The organism is Nitrosopumilus sp. b2 (assembly GCF_014078535.1).
GTDB lineage: Archaea > Thermoproteota > Nitrososphaeria > Nitrososphaerales > Nitrosopumilaceae > Nitrosopumilus > Nitrosopumilus piranensis.
Window position 1 is genome coordinate 1 of sequence record NZ_MU078702.1, and the last position, 15,815, is coordinate 15,815.

At 37.0% G+C, this 15,815-nt stretch carries 19 protein-coding genes; 8 read left to right on the top strand and 11 right to left on the bottom strand.

Annotation, left to right across the window (positions count from 1 at the left end; translation table 11 throughout):
* Nucleotides 1-108 precede the first annotated feature (108 nt).
* Nucleotides 109-501, top strand: a complete 393-nt coding sequence (locus tag C6989_RS00005; protein ID WP_148703918.1) for a hypothetical protein — start codon at nucleotides 109-111, stop codon at nucleotides 499-501.
* A 53-nt stretch (nucleotides 502-554) separates the two neighbouring features.
* On the opposite strand, the gene C6989_RS00010 is transcribed toward C6989_RS00005, so the two are convergent.
* The 3 genes from C6989_RS00010 to C6989_RS00020 form a co-directional block, all read right to left on the bottom strand.
* Nucleotides 555-1,277 (bottom strand): RAD55 family ATPase, encoded by a 723-nt coding sequence (locus C6989_RS00010; RefSeq protein WP_182126013.1) that lies wholly within the window; start codon nucleotides 1,275-1,277, stop codon nucleotides 555-557.
* A 90-nt stretch (nucleotides 1,278-1,367) separates the two neighbouring features.
* Nucleotides 1,368-2,060: an A24 family peptidase C-terminal domain-containing protein gene (locus C6989_RS00015; RefSeq protein ID WP_255464596.1), complete on the bottom strand. Its 693-nt coding sequence runs from the start codon at nucleotides 2,058-2,060 to the stop codon at nucleotides 1,368-1,370.
* Nucleotides 2,061-2,365: 305 nt separating this feature from the next.
* Nucleotides 2,366-2,968, bottom strand: coding sequence for a hypothetical protein (locus C6989_RS00020; RefSeq protein ID WP_182126014.1), 603 nt, complete (start codon nucleotides 2,966-2,968; stop codon nucleotides 2,366-2,368).
* Nucleotides 2,969-3,324: 356 nt separating this feature from the next.
* Between C6989_RS00020 and C6989_RS00025 the strand changes: the two genes are divergently transcribed.
* From C6989_RS00025 to C6989_RS00045, 5 genes are all read left to right on the top strand, one after another.
* Nucleotides 3,325-3,987, top strand: a complete 663-nt coding sequence (locus C6989_RS00025) for a 50S ribosomal protein L1 (protein WP_148703921.1) — start codon at nucleotides 3,325-3,327, stop codon at nucleotides 3,985-3,987.
* Complete coding sequence (locus C6989_RS00030; protein ID WP_182126015.1) at nucleotides 3,980-4,846, top strand: 50S ribosomal protein L10; 867 nt, start codon at nucleotides 3,980-3,982, stop codon at nucleotides 4,844-4,846. The genes C6989_RS00025 and C6989_RS00030 overlap by 8 nt, the downstream gene beginning before the upstream one ends.
* A 64-nt stretch (nucleotides 4,847-4,910) precedes the next feature.
* Complete coding sequence (locus C6989_RS00035) at nucleotides 4,911-6,008, top strand: hypothetical protein (protein ID WP_255464597.1); 1,098 nt, start codon at nucleotides 4,911-4,913, stop codon at nucleotides 6,006-6,008.
* Between the two features lie 82 nt (nucleotides 6,009-6,090).
* Complete coding sequence (locus C6989_RS00040; protein ID WP_182126016.1) at nucleotides 6,091-7,041, top strand: hypothetical protein; 951 nt, start codon at nucleotides 6,091-6,093, stop codon at nucleotides 7,039-7,041.
* 83 nt (nucleotides 7,042-7,124) lie between these two features.
* Nucleotides 7,125-7,325, top strand: coding sequence for a hypothetical protein (locus tag C6989_RS00045; protein ID WP_148703924.1), 201 nt, complete (start codon nucleotides 7,125-7,127; stop codon nucleotides 7,323-7,325).
* An 11-nt stretch (nucleotides 7,326-7,336) separates the two neighbouring features.
* Here C6989_RS00045 and C6989_RS00050 read toward each other — a convergent pair whose 3' ends face one another.
* The 4 genes from C6989_RS00050 to C6989_RS00065 all read right to left on the bottom strand — a co-directional run bounded on the left by C6989_RS00050 (nucleotide 7,337) and on the right by C6989_RS00065 (nucleotide 9,912).
* On the bottom strand, nucleotides 7,337-8,281 hold the full coding sequence (locus C6989_RS00050; RefSeq protein WP_182126017.1) for a calcium/sodium antiporter: 945 nt from the start codon (nucleotides 8,279-8,281) through the stop codon (nucleotides 7,337-7,339).
* Nucleotides 8,282-8,316: 35 nt separating this feature from the next.
* The gene (locus tag C6989_RS00055; RefSeq protein WP_182126018.1) at nucleotides 8,317-8,949 is read right to left on the bottom strand and encodes a trimeric intracellular cation channel family protein; all 633 of its coding nucleotides are present in this window, start codon (nucleotides 8,947-8,949) and stop codon (nucleotides 8,317-8,319) included.
* Nucleotides 8,950-9,030: 81 nt separating this feature from the next.
* Complete coding sequence (gene rpl12p / locus C6989_RS00060; protein ID WP_148703927.1) at nucleotides 9,031-9,345, bottom strand: 50S ribosomal protein P1; 315 nt, start codon at nucleotides 9,343-9,345, stop codon at nucleotides 9,031-9,033.
* Between the two features lie 57 nt (nucleotides 9,346-9,402).
* On the bottom strand, nucleotides 9,403-9,912 hold the full coding sequence (locus C6989_RS00065; protein WP_148703928.1) for a hypothetical protein: 510 nt from the start codon (nucleotides 9,910-9,912) through the stop codon (nucleotides 9,403-9,405).
* Nucleotides 9,913-9,968: 56 nt separating this feature from the next.
* Between C6989_RS00065 and C6989_RS00070 the strand changes: the two genes are divergently transcribed.
* Nucleotides 9,969-11,174: a PQQ-dependent sugar dehydrogenase gene (locus C6989_RS00070; protein ID WP_182126019.1), complete on the top strand. Its 1,206-nt coding sequence runs from the start codon at nucleotides 9,969-9,971 to the stop codon at nucleotides 11,172-11,174.
* Here the strand turns inward: C6989_RS00070 and C6989_RS00075 are convergent.
* Genes C6989_RS00075 through C6989_RS00090 form a run of 4 tightly spaced genes read right to left on the bottom strand, consistent with a single transcriptional unit; the run spans nucleotide 11,171 to nucleotide 13,017 of the window.
* Nucleotides 11,171-11,563 carry a DUF6659 family protein gene (locus tag C6989_RS00075; RefSeq protein WP_148703930.1) on the bottom strand — a complete coding sequence of 131 codons (393 nt, stop codon included), beginning with the start codon at nucleotides 11,561-11,563 and terminating at the stop codon, nucleotides 11,171-11,173. The genes C6989_RS00070 and C6989_RS00075 overlap by 4 nt on opposite strands.
* 48 nt (nucleotides 11,564-11,611) lie before the next feature.
* Nucleotides 11,612-12,562: an MDR/zinc-dependent alcohol dehydrogenase-like family protein gene (locus C6989_RS00080; RefSeq protein WP_182126020.1), complete on the bottom strand. Its 951-nt coding sequence runs from the start codon at nucleotides 12,560-12,562 to the stop codon at nucleotides 11,612-11,614.
* 39 nt (nucleotides 12,563-12,601) lie between these two features.
* Nucleotides 12,602-12,787, bottom strand: a complete 186-nt coding sequence (locus C6989_RS00085) for a matrixin family metalloprotease (RefSeq protein WP_148703932.1) — start codon at nucleotides 12,785-12,787, stop codon at nucleotides 12,602-12,604.
* A 17-nt stretch (nucleotides 12,788-12,804) separates the two neighbouring features.
* Nucleotides 12,805-13,017, bottom strand: a complete 213-nt coding sequence (locus C6989_RS00090) for a hypothetical protein (RefSeq protein WP_148703933.1) — start codon at nucleotides 13,015-13,017, stop codon at nucleotides 12,805-12,807.
* A 126-nt stretch (nucleotides 13,018-13,143) separates the two neighbouring features.
* On the opposite strand from C6989_RS00090, the gene alaS reads away from it, so the two are divergent.
* Nucleotides 13,144-15,813 carry an alanine--tRNA ligase gene (alaS, locus tag C6989_RS00095; RefSeq protein ID WP_182126021.1) on the top strand — a complete coding sequence of 890 codons (2,670 nt, stop codon included), beginning with the start codon at nucleotides 13,144-13,146 and terminating at the stop codon, nucleotides 15,811-15,813.
* The last annotated feature ends 2 nt before the right edge of the window (nucleotides 15,814-15,815 follow it).

Sequence of the window (15,815 nt, forward strand, 5' to 3'; positions counted from 1 at the left end):
TATTTTTGTTGAATTATTTTTGTTGAATTATTTTTGTTGAATTATTTTTGTTGAATTATTTTTTCAAAATAGCAAAACTAAATATGTTTCATTGCTGATAATAATAATATGGTCGAATACACACTTTACAATTCAATTCTTGTCAATGGGGATATCAAAAAAGTTTTTGAAGTATTGAAAAATTCCATAATTGAAATGAGCTATAAAACAATTACAGTAGAAGAGCCGTTTTACATGGAAGTACAACGTGGTAAAGGGGGATTACTTACAACTAAGATTAAAGACTCTAAAACCAATCTCAAAATCTCATTAAAAGAGGCACCAAAAGGTGATGTCATCAGTATTCTCTTTGATTACAAATTTAACCTAAAGGGCTTGTTTACAGAAAAAGACAAAGATTTTATCCAAAGTGAGTTAGTCAAAATAAATCATGATCTCTTTGATATTGGTTCTTCAGGCAAACCCAAATTCTTACGGGATTATAGCAAATTAAATAAATAATTTTTTCCCAGAATACAATACAAACATGTTTGTAGGCAGTAGGGTTTGATTTTTTAGGTAAATTGCATGTTATTTGATATTAATAGCATGTCATCTTTTTCCAATGCCGGCTTTAGTTTTATTCCATTGCTCCCTATCTCAAACTCCCAAATGTCCATGCTATGATGAGTATTTCGCATCTTTAAAACTGCCAAGCATCTTCTTATTTTCTCTCTAATTTGAGCATACTTCATAATTATTATGCCATCTGCAATAAATTCCTCTACTCCCAATCCCATCTTTTTAGAATTTAGTGGAAGTTCTGAGATTAAAATAACTGTGATATTTTTTGATTTTGTTATGGAATGTATCATTTTTAAAAAGATCCTCATCTCCTGAATATTTTTTAAATCTCCTGCAAGTGTTGATATTGAATCTATTACCAATAGTGATGGCTGAACCTTTTCAATTTCTGCCTCTATTTCTGAGATAATTGTAGTGATTCCCTCCTCAAGAATTGGAAAAAATTCAGATATTACTAATTTTCCATCATCGATAAATTTTGAAAAATTAAATCCAAAATTATTTGCATTCTTTATTATGTCTTCCTTGCTTTCAAAAAAACCACAGTAAAGGCTCTTTGAATTTTCTGAGCTTGAGTTTATCATGTGTGATGAAAACAAAGTCTTTCCAGCACCCGTATTTCCTGCAAGTAAAATCAAACTACCTATAGGAATACCACCATCAACTAATTCATCAAATCCTGGAATTAATGTAGGAATTCTTAATTCCGCCACAGCTAGAACTAGTTACTAGTCCTTTATTAAGAGTGTAGTGCACATTCAAGTAAAAAAAATTGGAATTTTTACTTGTTCAGGTTCTTGAAATTAAATCCATGAACCAAAACTGTTTAGGATTATGTCGCCCAAAAATATCTGAGCAATGAATCCAATTGTTATGAAGACAATAAATGGAATGCCAGTAGATACCCATGTATCTTTCTTGGTGCAATACTCTGTCTTTTCTGCGTGATGGAGTGAAAAGCTAAACATTTTTGCTCCCATGTGTTCCTCCTCTATTGAAAAACTAAATTTTGGATTTTTTGCCCTATGACCAAAAAGCATAGCTAGGATCTTTCTGCTTTTTGTTTCATTAAAACCATCAAAAATGTCATGACTCCTTGATAATGCAATTAGATTTCTTGCTAGGTTTACTACAAAGATGCTTGAGCTAAATAATGCGGCATTTGATAGAACTGTAAAGGGAGTTACTATGTTGTCTGAAAAAATGGAAAAAGGAACTAGTGTTTGCAATACTGCTATTCCAATAAAATCAGCACCTCCCAAAAATCCTATCCTCCACATGGCAAACAATATTGGAACTACGATTAGTGATATACCCACAGCAACCAGATTATTTAGCGGATCATCAATGAACACAAAAACTACAGCAGCAATACCAAAAGGAATCCAAAAAATATCGTGAATCTCTCGTTTCCATAAATCCAGCGTTGATGCCAAAACTAGCATAACTAACGCAACTAAAATCCTGACAATCTCAATTTCAATCGAGGAATACATGTAACATACTGGATAATTTTAGTTAAAAACATATATCTTGATTTCATCTTGAATCCAGTTTTTAGATACTAGTTTCCAGTACATAGAAAAAATCATCACTGATATTTTATAAAAAATAATTTTGTTGTAAATCATTGAAATTTTTTATAAATTATTTTGTTCATCAAGTTTTGCATAAAAAATTACAGGTGATATGAGATACGGTGAAAATCAAAAAGAGGATTTAATGAGAATATTCTAGTTAAAAAGTAAAAAGATATCGTCAATGATAGTATTAACTTATTATTTGAATAATCTAAATTGTTTTAATATGAAATTACATTTAGAATAGGATTGTTTTTTTCTGTCACATTTAGTTTGGCTTTAACAGTCATACCCCTTGATTTGACATCCATCTTGATATCAAGATCAGAAAAGACAGTACAATAACAATTGATCTTTTTGCTTCTGTGATCTATCGTGCCTTTTTTTACCAATAGCCCTTGATCCATTAGTTCATTAATTTTTCTGTATCCAGAAGTTTGCGGTAGATGACACTCACTTATGATTTGACTGACAATCTTAGGTTCAAATGCAGATTCCAAAATAGACTTTTTTTCAGGATCTCCAAATGCTTTTAGAATTATACTGCAAACATTTTGATCATTAATTGTAACCCATGATTGGTTGCTATTTGTTTTTTCTTTAACGTGTTGTTTGAGGATCTTTTCTTTTATTCCGTCTGCACCCTTGCCAAAAAACTCTCTAAACACAAAATCGAGTTTTTCATATTCTTCTATTCCTTGACTTAGACTGATTCCGAATTTCTCAAAAAGTCTGTCTTCTACCTTGTTGGTGATTGACTTTCCAAAAATACCCGAAATTCTTTCCTTAACTGTACCGTCCATTACAGATGTGGTTTCAGACATATTATTTTATGATAAGTTCATACTATAATAACTGATCCTTCTAAAAATTACATAGTAATTCATCAAAAATAGTTAAAATTAGTATAAACCCCATTTTCTAGTAAAATTTTTGGACATATCTATTAATTTTTTGCAATATTAAGCAAATTTTTGCAAGATTTGTAGATCTTGTGCTCAATTAGCCACATAATTGACTTGAAGAAACTGTAATTGAAAGACGATATTGTTGAGAGCGGACAGATATCCAATACAAGGACTTGCTCAGGAATTGGGGGTTTTATCTATGGTTTTTATTTTCAAGGGGTTATCAATATCCGCTAAACGATTTTAAGTAGGCTTTCTCGAATTTGTTCGTAATGATTACAGAGCCCCAGCTAGTCGATATGATAAAGGAGGCAAAGGCTGCAACAAAGGCAAAAAAGTTCAAGCAGTCAATAGAGTTGATTGTCAATTTCAAAGACATTGACGTCAAGAAGGGATTTGCACTCAACGAAGTAGTTCAGCTTCCAAAGACCAGTTCACCTGCAACAGTATGTGTTATTGCAACAGGAGACATGGGAACCAAGGCAAAAGCTGCCAAGGCAGACTCTGTTATCGGAAATGAAGAACTAGATAAATTTGGAGCAAACAAAAGAGAGTCTAGAAAATTCATCAACAAATATGATTTCTTTTTGGCAGACACACAAATCATGCCAACAGTTGGTAAGACTTTGGGTCAACTATTAGGTCCTAGAGGAAAAATGCCAACACCAGTTCCATTTAATGCACCTATCGAATCATTTTTGGCAAGATTTAGATCATCAATTAAAGTTAGAACAAGAGCATCACTTTCAGTCTCATGTAAAATCGGAGACGAATCAATGGATGATGCAGACTTGGCAATTAATGCACATGCAGTACTAAGTGCAATTGAAAAGAAACTACCAAACGGTGAGAAGAACATGAAAAGAGTAATGATCAAGACAACAATGGGAAAACCAATCAAACAGATTCAAGAGGTCAAGAAGAAGTATGCATGAAAATAGAACCAGTTATCCTAAAAGAAAAACTCAGATGTATCAGCAATTACAAGAGTTGCCAAAAAAATACAAAGTAATGGCAGTCATCAAGATGAGCAAGGTACGTTCTACTCAGATTCTGCCTTTAAGGAAAACTCTCAAAGAAGATGTAGAGTTTTTCAGCATCAAAGACAAGGTTGCACAAAAAGCATTAGAGAATTCAGATATTCCAGGAATTAAAGACATGATTGGAGAATTCAAGGGACAAATCATGCTCATGTTTACAAACATGTCACCATTCAAGCTTAACGTACTTTTGGCAAAGAACAAAATCATGATGATGGCAAGAGGCGGAGACATTGCAAGTATCGATATCGTGGTTCCAGCAAAGAACACAGGAATTGCACCAGGACCAATGCTTACAGAATTCAAGGAAGCAGGAATTCCAACAAAGATTGACCAAGGTACAATCTGGATTGCAAAAGACTCTACACCAGTAAAGAAGGGAGAGGCAATCAATGAGAAACTTGCAGCAATTTTAGGTAAATTAGATATCAAACCAGTAGAAGCTGGAATTTCACTATACACCGCACTAGAAGACGGACTCAAGTATTCTGAAGAAGAGATGATAATTGATGTCGAGAAGATAAGAAACGAGTTTGCTCAAGCACACCAAGAAGCAATCTCACTATCTATCGAGGCAGCATATGTCACTCCAGAAAACATCGAACAAATCTTGGCAAAGGCAGCACAATCTGCACGTTCTGTATCTGTTGAATCAGGATACATGACTGATGAGACCAAAGAGCAAATCTTGCAAAAGGCAGATGCCCAAGCAAGAGCAGTTGCTGGACAAGCAAAAGATTACACTCCAGCATAACTGACCAGTTTTTTAGTCATCAAAATTTTCCCAAGTGGCAATTTACAAAAAAGCAGAATCATTTATGAACACAAAAGAATTTTTGAGAACATTGACATCTGAGAGTTTACAAAAATCTGCAATCAGATTCCCATCAGCTGTGTTTCTAGTAGCACTAGTTGGAACAACTCTTGCAATGTGGGGGGCAAGCTGGGATATTACATCTCATCTGCTTAGAGCTCCTGAGACATTCTTTACACCATCACATGGGATTTTGTATCTAGGTGTTGGAATTAGCGTAATTAGCGCAATCATGAGTTCTGTGGCATACCTTAGAAGAAAAGAACTCAGGACAGAGTCATTTGCAGCAGGACTCAAACTCGTAGTAATTGGAGCGCTAATCCAAATTGCTGCAGGACCTGCAGATTTTTACTGGCATGAATTGTTTGGATTAGATGGACTACTTAGTCCAACCCACATCACACTTGCACTTGGAATTCTAACCACACTTGTTGGTTCTGTTATAGGATTCTCAAGGATTAATTTTCACTTGCAAGAAAAGAACTTGTTCTTTAGAGTAATCTTGCCAATAACTTATGGAATATTTTGGTTTAGTATAATGTGGTTAATCTTCTTTTTTGTATTACCAATTTCAGAAGGAGAATCCCATAATTTCAACCCGGATCCTAATGTTGCAATTGTACTAAGTTTTATTTTTATTCCATTTGCATATTCACTAGTATTTTGGACATCATCAAAGACACAAAATAGATTTGGTGCAACTAGTGGTGCAGCATTTGTATTCATTATGATGAACATAACATCAAACATCTTTACATCTGAAGGAATTATGTTTTATCTCCCATTGTTTGCAGTGCCAATGATTAGTGCAATTGCTGCAGATTTTATTTTTAACAAAAAATGGAAGTCAAAAATTATGCAAAGACATTCAACAAAGATTGCAGGTGCAATATTGGGTTCTATGTTTTTTGCATTTAGTTTTCCAATGCTTTCGATGACATTTTTGGAGGTATACTTGTACAATGACACATTCCCATATGACATACTTCCAACTGCATCAGACATTGTTTTCAACCACTGGATGATGAGCATTCCAGGTGGAATTGTTTCAGGAATTGCAGGGATGATTGTTGCACCAAAGATACTCAGATTCTCAGATTAGGCACAAACTTGGTTTTTGATAGATAACTGTTACTATACATTACATATTTCCCTTTAAATGTGGAAATTTTTGTCTGAAGTTAATGCAAAAGACACTTCCAATACTTGGATTATTTGCCATCTTGATTGTAGGAATGACTACTCCTGCAATGGGACAATATGACGAGTGGGATGAAAAATACAAGCAACTTCATGAAGAATTTGAAGAAAAGAGACATCAAATCGAGAGACACTTCCAGGAAGAGTTTGAAGAACTAGACAGATACTATGAACAGCAAAAGATGGAAATCTATGAAAAAATAGAGAACAATCCAGATCTTAGCGATTCAGAAATCAATGCAATGTTTGATGGATTATTCGCAGAATTTGATGAGAAGAGACAATCTCTTGAATCAGACATGATGAGACAATTCCAAGAACTTGAGGAAATGTTTGAAGAAAAATTCCGTCATCTTGATGAACAAGCAAGAGAGGAGTACGCTAATTCTGATGAAACATACAGAGACACAGCTGGATATGAAGACGAGGGAGAATTTTATGAAAATGATCCTGAATGGCAATCAATAGAGCCAATGGCAATGAGAGTCATGGAGATGATCCCTCCAGAAAAAATTCAAAGACTTTGGGAAGCTGGAGAGATTGAGCAACTAGTAGAGTTGATTGTTTCTGAAACTGACTTGTCATATGAGCAAGCAAAGCGAGTTGTTGCATTCTTTGAAAAATATGACAACAGAGGCGATGCAAGCTATGACAATTCTGAATACGAATATCAAGAACATGATTACAACAAGTATGATTATCCAGAACACGACTATCCAGAGTCTGATTATCTTGAACCATATCCAGAGCCATATCCTGTACCAACAGTAGATAATGAGCAAGTTCTAAGATTGGAGCAAAGAATATCAGAACTTGAAGAAGAAAACCAAATGCTCCGAGAAACAATCAAAGAATTAGAAGAGAAGATTTCTCAAATCAATGCAGTTCTAATGGAGCAAGTCAAATTCATCTACGAATGGGTTTCAACCCAGTAATTTCTTTTTTATTTTATTTTTAGAAATTAGCACCAGATCAAAATTTTTTGGTTCCTTAAATACGATTTTTCAATAGTTTCCTCATGAACAAAAGATACAGTTTTGATACTATTCAACAAACAGAGACAGAAAACGAGCCTGCAGTTAAGGTGTATTTGAACAATTACACAATTAAGAGAATTTGCAAGAATTGTGGAAATAGATTTGAATATAATGAAAGCGAGTATTGCTCTTCTGAATGTGTTTTTGAGGACGTAGAGAAAATCATAGTTGAGGTAAACTAAAACTAGTTTCTCTATTGCCTGTAGAGCAAAAATACTACATACCCAACATATCCTGCAATCAGTATCAGTCCTTCCTTTCTAGAAATGCTAAAGCCCTGACGCATAATTGGTAAAAGCACCAAACTAAATGCCAGCATTATTCCAACATCAACTAAAACTTGATCACTTACTGTAATGCCTGAAATCACAGAAGATATTCCAAGTATTGCTAAAATGTTGAAGATATTACTTCCAACAATATTTCCTACACTAAGTTCAGCATGTCCCTTTTTGGCAGCGACTATGGATGTAATTAGTTCTGGAAGAGAAGTTCCTGCTGCAATTATAGTCAACCCCATAAATAATTCAGATATTCCAAAACTGTTTCCAATTATTACTGCATTATCTACAGTAAGAAAGGACCCAAAGGTTAGAAGACCAAGCCCTGCTGCAATAAATAGAATTGATTTGGGAATAATGTTTTTTTGCAATATTTGAGATGGAGTTTTTTCAGTGTCAGTGTATTTTTTCGAGCTACGATAACTAAATCCAGTAAAGACTATGATTCCTGTAACTAGTAATGCACCATCAATCAAATCTATTTTCCCATCAATAATTACTGCAAGCAAAAGAAATGAAACTCCAATCATGATTGGTATCTCTTTTCTTATCACAGACTTTGAAACAGCAATGGGACTAACTATGGCAGTAACTCCAAGTATCAGTCCAATGTTTACAATATTGCTGCCAACAACATTTCCCAAAGCCACATCTGAAAGACCTTGCATTGCAGAAGATATACTTACTACAAATTCCGGGGCGGATGTCCCAAACGCTACAACAGTTAAACCTATCACAAGTGGATTAATCCCAAACTTGCGGGATAGTGAAGTTGAACCTGAAATTAGCCTGTCGGCCCCAAAGTAAAGCATGGTTAGACCAATTCCAACAAGTAAAAAATTAAAAATTAATTCCATTATGTTTGTAGTTTATTGTAATAATTAAACCAGGTTCAGGATTCTTGAACCTTTGGTAGATTCCAGTTATACTTCATTGCAAGCAGCCTGATTCCAGTTGCAACTACAATTCCAATTATTGAAGATACCTGAATGTCTACTCCAGAAGAAAGTATTGCATAAAATACCACAATGCCAGCTACACTAGCAACAGCATAGACTTCTTTTACAAAGACGATAGGAATCTCCCTTACAAAGACATCTCGAAGTATTCCGCCACCTATTGCAGTGATTACTCCTGCAAAAAGCATTGGAAGAAACTCCAAGCCAACTACCTGGTGCGCAATAGATGCACCAATTATAGAAAACACTCCCAACCCTACTGCATCAAAGACCAGCCAAGTTGCCATCTGGCGTTTTAGTTTTGAATACAAAAAGAACATTACAACTCCTGACGCTGCTGTCAGACTGATGTAGATTGGATCAGAGAAGGCAGTTGGGAATATGCCAAATATCATATCACGAGTTATTCCGCCAGCTACACCAACTACACTTGCCAATACAACAATTCCAAAGATGTCAGCGTTATGTGCAATTGCTTTGGAAGCTCCAGTTACTGCAAATGCAATAGTTCCCAAGTAATCTAAAATAGAGATAAACGATCCAAGTTCAAATGAAAAATCTACCATTCAATTCAAACATCGTAGCGTTGCTAATTAAGAATTGATAAAAATGGAGATCAAAAATAGATTTGAGAAAAGTAAACTCGTTTAGCCAAATAATGAAGATAATCCTTCCATGGCTGCTTCTTCGGTTTTACCTTCGTCTTTAGGTTTTTCCTCTTTCTTTGCTTCACCACCGGCTGCATCTCCGCCCTCTGCTGCTGGTGCGGCTGCTGCTGCAACGGCTACAGGTGCGGCTTTAACTGCCTCATCGATGTTGACATCGGCTAAGGCTGCAACTAGTGCTTTAACTTGGGCTTCATTAACTTCAGCGCCAGATGCTTTGACAACTGAGCTGACGTTTGCCTCGTTAACTTCTTTATCTAGCTTGTGAAGAAGTAAAGCAGCGTAAACATATTCCATTGTATCGGGATTTTCTTACTCGATAATATAAAACTACTGTGAACTTGTGTCTAAATCCTAGTTTAGAATTTTAAGACTGCGACATACAGAGTAGAGTGTTCTCTTTAGATTCTTGTCAATTAGAGTATCCATTCTGTTTTTGAGGACACGTTTTGCCTCATCGCGTTCTGCTCCTGGTGGCAAAGACAGCACTGTATTGATAAATTCTGGCAGTGATTCGCGAATCCAACCATCAAGCATTGCATAGACTTTGGGCGGGATCAGATCACACTTGTCTTTGTCAAGATCTAGTACAGTTGCAAAGTTTTCATGTTCTACTCTATACACTAGGGCAAGTACTACATTGTCAGGAGTTGGATTCTCTAGAATTTCTCTTGAGCGTTCTCCAGTCTTTCCTTGTTCTAGTTTGTTTTTCAGGCCAACTGGATTTACAATAACTCCGCTGACCCCAACTTTTCTTCCCTCAATTCCAGTAACTGTTGCAAAGATAAAGTCATTATAATCACCATTCTTTTTTACAGAAAATACGTGGACTCCTTCTTTGAGTTGGGGTTTCTTACCAAACATGGTTTCACTGAATATGATAGTGTATTTAATGTATTATTAATTATTCAAGGTAAACCATGAAAGTTACAGTCATTGTTTGCATGCTAGTTGTTTTTGGAATCATTCCAGCTGCATTTGCTCAAAGTTATCCCGAACTGGGAGTCAAAGTAGATGTAATTGCAGAAGATCTCAAAATTCCATGGAGCATTGATTTTGCTCAAGACGGCAGAGTGTTCTTTACTGAAAGAGTTGGGACTCTGAATGTAATTGATGATGGAAAGATAATTGAACTTTTGAATCTGAGTGTAGGTGGTGGAGAAGGAGGAATGCTAGGTGTTTCACTTGATCCTAGTTTTGATGAAAATCACTATGTCTATGTCTATTACACTTACAATGAGTTTCTTGGGATAAAGAACAAACTGGTAAGATATGTAGAGGCAAACAATGTTTTGTCTGAAGACAAGGTATTACTGGAAGGAATTCCAGGTGCTCCATATCATGATGGCGGCAGAATAAAGTTTGGGCCAGACGGAATGCTGTATGTTACAACAGGAGATGCAACAAGTCCTGAACTTGCACAAGACTTGAATTCAGTTGCAGGAAAAATTTTGAGAATCAATTCAGATGGAACAATTCCTGATGACAATCCATTTGGTTCAGCAGTATACTCATATGGACACCGCAATCCGCAAGGAATTGCATGGGATGAATCAGGAAATCTAGTTGCAACAGAGCATGGGCCTTCTGGATGGCGCGGAGTTGCACATGATGAAATCAATTTGATAACTCCTGGTTCCAACTATGGATGGCCTGATGTAATTGGGGATGAGACCAAAGAAGGATTGACAAATCCAATACTGCATTCAGGAGATGATACTTGGGCCCCATCAGGTTCTACATTTTACTATGGAGACATTCCTCAGTGGAGCGGGAAATATTTTCTAGCAGCACTAAAGGGTGAGCACCTGCGAGCAGTAGAATTTGATTCAGAGTATAACGTAGTATCAGAACAAGAATTATTCTCAGGTGAATTTGGCAGGCTGCGTGATGCAGTTGCAGGCCCGGATGGACTGTACATTTTGACTAGCAATCAGGACGGACGTGGCAATCCTCAATTAGGTGATGATAAGATTCTCAGAATCTCATTTCTTTATGATATGAGTAATTCCCCTCTATGGACTAGTAACATTACCATGTGGCACTCAGAGGGATTAATCTCAGACCAAGAACTAGTTGATGCATTATCATATCTTGATGGAAGAAATATAATTTCTAAAAACTAGAGACCGCCAAACTCAGACCACTGTCGTCCTAGCTTGTTGAGTATGTCCCACGCAATTCTATCAATGTTTACGCGAGGAGTTGCAATAACTAGTACAACATAGGTTCCAAAAGGAAAACTCATCATCACTGCATTTTCTCTTCTTGAAGACGAGTACTTTACACGTCCAAGGTCTGCATCAAAGCCTTGTCTGTTTGCGACTCTGTGAGCTAGCTCCTGATAGAGCAGTCTTCTTTGTTTGTCATTTAGCATTGGTACAGACTTGCTATCAAAGCCACATGCAAGCAATTCTCCATTACCATCAATTAGTCCGCAGAATCGAATCTCAGGGTCTATCATGATGTCATCTATTCTTTCTTTGATGTCTTTGATTGGGAACTGTTCAGCCATGACACGGATAATACATTTCTTCCATATTTAATGGAGCTCCAAAATCAATTATGGTTTTAGAAAGACTTTGAGTGTTTCAGGTTTTTTTGCATGCTCAATTGCTTGAGAGAACTGCTCTAGTGGAAAAATAGAGTCAATCATGGAATCAACTGATACAATACCTGATGCAAGTGCATCAATTGCCGGCTTGAACAATCCACAACGAGAGCCAATCAGTGTAATCTCATTTACAACAGTTGGAGTCAAGTCAAGGTTTTCTCGTGATGCAATAGTAGATTTTAAAACTACAGTTCCGCGTGGCTTTACCAGCTTCATGGTGTCAGAGAATCCAGAGTTGCTTCCAGTAGCTTCGACTACCAAGTCATAGGACTGCTGGTCAGCTGACTCTATTCCAATTCTAGTTGGAATCTCAAATTTTTCTAGCAATGCAAGCTTGTGCTGATGTCTTCCAAAGCAAGTAACATCAGGGCATGACAACTTTAGAACCTGGCAAATCATCTGTGCTAGCCTGCCATCTCCTACAACTGCTACCTTCCAGTCAGGATTTAGTGAGACTTGTTCTTTGATTTCAAATGCTGCAGCAAGTGGTTCGACAAATACTGCCTGCTCATCAGAAATTGAATCAGGAATCACATGCAAGTTTTGCTTAGGTAGTGATAGGAATTCAGCAAATGCTCCGTCTCTTTTCAAAATACCAAGAACTGTTCTGTTAGGGCAGTGTCGTTGCAATCCTTTTTTGCAAGAGTCGCAGTTGTTGCATCCAGCATTAATCTCACCTACAACTCTTTTTCCAACCAATTTAGAATTTTCAGATTTTTCTACTACTCCAACAAACTCATGGCCCAACACTCCATTGTATGCCATGTATCCATCCAAGATTTCAAGATCAGTTCCACAAATTCCAGCAAGACTCACTCTAACTAGAGATTCTCCAGGTTTTGGATCTGGATAGTTTTCATCATACTTTATTTTCTCTCCATCAAAGCAAGTTGCCTTCATCAGGAATGCTTGAAAATCTATTCCATTTTAAAATATAGATTATTTTTGATAAATTTGCAGCAATGCATACAAGTCAAACATTGAGATCAAGCTGTGCTGCTTGCCAATTACAGAATACACCATATCAAAGGGATTTGTTGTGGGTCCCAGTCCCAGTGCATGGCCTAGTTCATGTCTTGCAACCATCTCTATCTCATTGTATGACATGTCATCAACATCATACAAAATAACAAAGACTAGTTCTATTTTATCATCATTAATTTTGTATTTTGTAAAGCCATCTGTGTATTGTGGTCCTTGATTTTGTTCTCATCTACATCAAAGTCAGATTCTATTACTACATTGATTTGAGACGCATCATTCCATGGCATCAGGTAGTTCCACTCTGCTGGATTTGCAAATGAGATTGGAAACAACATCAGACCAAAAATTGCTCCCATGATCAGTGCTTTCATAAAAAAATTGCAGAGAAATTTGATTAAAACGAGGAATATGTAATTGAGGTTACAGACAGCGATTCTAGCCTCAAAAAGCAAGCCATATCGCTAATTCTTAATATCGGCAAATGGCAGGTTTTTTCATTGGATAAAAAAGAGATTCTAAAAGAATTTTCATCAGATCCTGACAAGTACTATAACGTCAAGCTGTTTTCAGAGAAGGGATTTGTAAGAAAATCATGTGCCAAGTGTGGCAGATTCTTTTGGACTCTGAATGCAGACAGGGACTTGTGCCCTGATGACGGACTAGACACGTACTCATTCATTGGAGATCCGCCAACTTCAAAGAGATTTGACTATACCCAATCATGGAAGCAGGTCGAAGAGTTTTTTGTAAAAAACAATCACACTTCAGTTAGCCGCTATCCTGTAGTGTGTCGCTGGCGTGATGACTTGTACTTTACAATAGCATCAGTTGTAGACTTTCAAAGAGTGATGGGAAGCAAGGTAGTATTTGAGTTTCCTGCAAATCCTTTGGTTGTTCCGCAAACTTGTTTGCGATTCAAGGACTTGGAAAACGTCGGAGTTACCGGACGCCACTTTTCATCATTTTGCATGATAGGGCAGCATAGCGTTCCAGATTTGGGAGGATATTGGAAAGACGAATGCGTTGATTTGGATTATAGATTACTAACTGAGCAATTTGGAATAAACAAAGACGAAGTAGTCTTTGTTGAAGATGTGTGGGCAGGCGGAGGCTCGTTTGGTCCATCACTAGAATACTTTGTGCGTGGACTGGAGCTTGGAAACGCAGTCTTTACTGAATTTCAGGGGGAGCTTGGACAACATACAACACTAGACCAGCGAGTAATTGACATGGGTGCAGGTCTTGAGAGATTTGCATGGATTACGATGGGAACGCCAACTGCGTATGACTGCTGCTTTGGCCCAATCAATCAGAAATTATTCAACACTATTGGAATTGATTCTGATTCAGAAATTTTGCGCAAGTACTTTACTGAAGTTGCAAAAGTAATTGATCACTATGATGACTTGAATGAGGTAAGACGAATTGCAATAAAGAATGCAGGAATTACAGATGAGCAGATGCAAAAGATGATCACGCCGCTGGAGGGAATGTATCTGATTGCAGATCACTTGCGTACTTTGATATTTGCAATTACTGATGGTGCGCTTCCATCAAATGTTGGCGGCGGATACAACTTGAGAATGATGTTGCGTCGAATCAATGCAACCATTTCAAAACTAAATGTAAAACTGGACATTGATGACTTGATTGATGCTCATGTAGACTATCTCAAGGACACGTATCCCGAACTTGATGAGAAGAGAGATGATGTAAAATCAATACTAAAACTCGAATCTGCAAGATACGAGGAATCCAAAGTTCACATGAAGAAAAAAGCAGACAAGATAAAGGAAAAAGGAACTCCATCAGTTGATGAACTAATTACATACTACGAATCAGACGGAATCACTCCTGAATATCTTAAAGAAGTCGATGCAATTTCAGAGATTCCATCATCATTTTATTCCAAGTTATCTGATTTGCACCAGTCTGACAAGAAAAAGGCAATTGCAGAACTTCCACTAGAAGGACTGCCAGAAACTGAAACTCTATTTTACCAAGACGACCCAATGGAGTTTTCAGCCAAGGTACTCAAGGTAATTGAGGATATGGTAATTTTAGATAGGACATCATTTTACGCACGGGGTGGAGGCCAAGAGCCAGACCACGGAACAATAGCAGGATTTTCAGTAACAGATGTAGACAAGCATGCAAACATTATCGTTCACAAGCTAGAGGACGGCACTCCAAAAGAAGGTGAGACCGTTTCATGCAAGGTTGATGAGACACGCCGCTCCAACATTACAAAAAACCATACCAGTACCCACATCCTTAATGCATCATCACGCAAAGTTTTGGGTTCATGGATTTGGCAGCATTCAGCTTTCAAAGAAGATGATCATGCCAGACTAGACATTACTCATCACTCTTCTCTATCTAATGACGAGATCAAAAAAATAGAAGATGCAGCTAACAACATGGTAAAACAAAATCTTAATGTCAACATTGACTATTACGATAGAGGAACTGCAGAGCAGACATATGGATTTAGAATTTACCAGGGAGGAGTTGTTCCAGTAAAAGCTGTTAGAATTGTTTCAATTGAAGACCAAGATGTTGAAGCATGTGGTGGAACACATGTCAAAAAAACTGGCGACATTGAGCTAATCAAGATTACAAAGACTAAACGCATTCAAGACGGAGTGGTTCGTCTAGAGTTTGTATCAGGTCCTGGCGCATTTGAATATGAGAAGCTGCAAGCTCAAGAATTAAAGAGAAAAGAAGAAGAAGCAAAGCAAAAAGAAGAGCTAGAAAAGAAACGTGAAGAAAACAAGCAAAAGACAAGAGAAAAGATTCCAGTACTACTAGAAAAGATTCTAGCTGGAGAATCAGTAGAAGAAGACGGAATATTCACCAAAGGAAAGTTGTGCTTTACTGCAAATCCTGATTATGATGATTATTTCCACCAGAACTTTGGCAAGAAAATAGTTGGAAAAGATGCAACAGCTGCATTTTGTGGAATCTTTGAAGCTGACCCAACAGTTCGTGTAATAGTGTTCTCAGGTGAGCAATCAGGGGTTAATGCAGGTGAGATTGCCCGAGAAATAGCCTCAATTTTGGGCGGTTCTGGTGGTGGAGATGCCAAATTTGCCCAAGGCGGTGGAAAAGACACATCTAAAAAAGACGAGGCAATAGCCAAAGCGAAATCGATGATTTTAGGATGAGA

Excerpts from the sequence above, each read along its gene's own strand:
- C6989_RS00030 (WP_182126015.1), top strand. The coding sequence starts at position 3,980 with ATGCATGAAAATAGAACCAGTTATCCTAAAAGAAAAACTCAGATGTAT.
- C6989_RS00070 (WP_182126019.1), top strand. The coding sequence starts at position 9,969 with ATGAAAGTTACAGTCATTGTTTGCATGCTAGTTGTTTTTGGAATCATT.
- rpl12p (WP_148703927.1), bottom strand. The coding sequence starts at position 9,345 with ATGGAATATGTTTACGCTGCTTTACTTCTTCACAAGCTAGATAAAGAA.
- C6989_RS00025 (WP_148703921.1), top strand. The coding sequence starts at position 3,325 with ATGATTACAGAGCCCCAGCTAGTCGATATGATAAAGGAGGCAAAGGCT.
- C6989_RS00055 (WP_182126018.1), bottom strand. The coding sequence starts at position 8,949 with ATGGTAGATTTTTCATTTGAACTTGGATCGTTTATCTCTATTTTAGAT.
- C6989_RS00050 (WP_182126017.1), bottom strand. The coding sequence starts at position 8,281 with ATGGAATTAATTTTTAATTTTTTACTTGTTGGAATTGGTCTAACCATG.
- C6989_RS00040 (WP_182126016.1), top strand. The coding sequence starts at position 6,091 with ATGCAAAAGACACTTCCAATACTTGGATTATTTGCCATCTTGATTGTA.
- C6989_RS00090 (WP_148703933.1), bottom strand. The coding sequence starts at position 13,017 with ATGAAAGCACTGATCATGGGAGCAATTTTTGGTCTGATGTTGTTTCCA.
- C6989_RS00005 (WP_148703918.1), top strand. The coding sequence starts at position 109 with ATGGTCGAATACACACTTTACAATTCAATTCTTGTCAATGGGGATATC.
- C6989_RS00075 (WP_148703930.1), bottom strand. The coding sequence starts at position 11,563 with ATGGCTGAACAGTTCCCAATCAAAGACATCAAAGAAAGAATAGATGAC.
- C6989_RS00065 (WP_148703928.1), bottom strand. The coding sequence starts at position 9,912 with ATGTTTGGTAAGAAACCCCAACTCAAAGAAGGAGTCCACGTATTTTCT.
- C6989_RS00080 (WP_182126020.1), bottom strand. The coding sequence starts at position 12,562 with ATGAAGGCAACTTGCTTTGATGGAGAGAAAATAAAGTATGATGAAAAC.
- C6989_RS00020 (WP_182126014.1), bottom strand. The coding sequence starts at position 2,968 with ATGTCTGAAACCACATCTGTAATGGACGGTACAGTTAAGGAAAGAATT.
- C6989_RS00035 (WP_255464597.1), top strand. The coding sequence starts at position 4,911 with ATGAACACAAAAGAATTTTTGAGAACATTGACATCTGAGAGTTTACAA.
- C6989_RS00015 (WP_255464596.1), bottom strand. The coding sequence starts at position 2,060 with ATGTATTCCTCGATTGAAATTGAGATTGTCAGGATTTTAGTTGCGTTA.
- C6989_RS00045 (WP_148703924.1), top strand. The coding sequence starts at position 7,125 with ATGAACAAAAGATACAGTTTTGATACTATTCAACAAACAGAGACAGAA.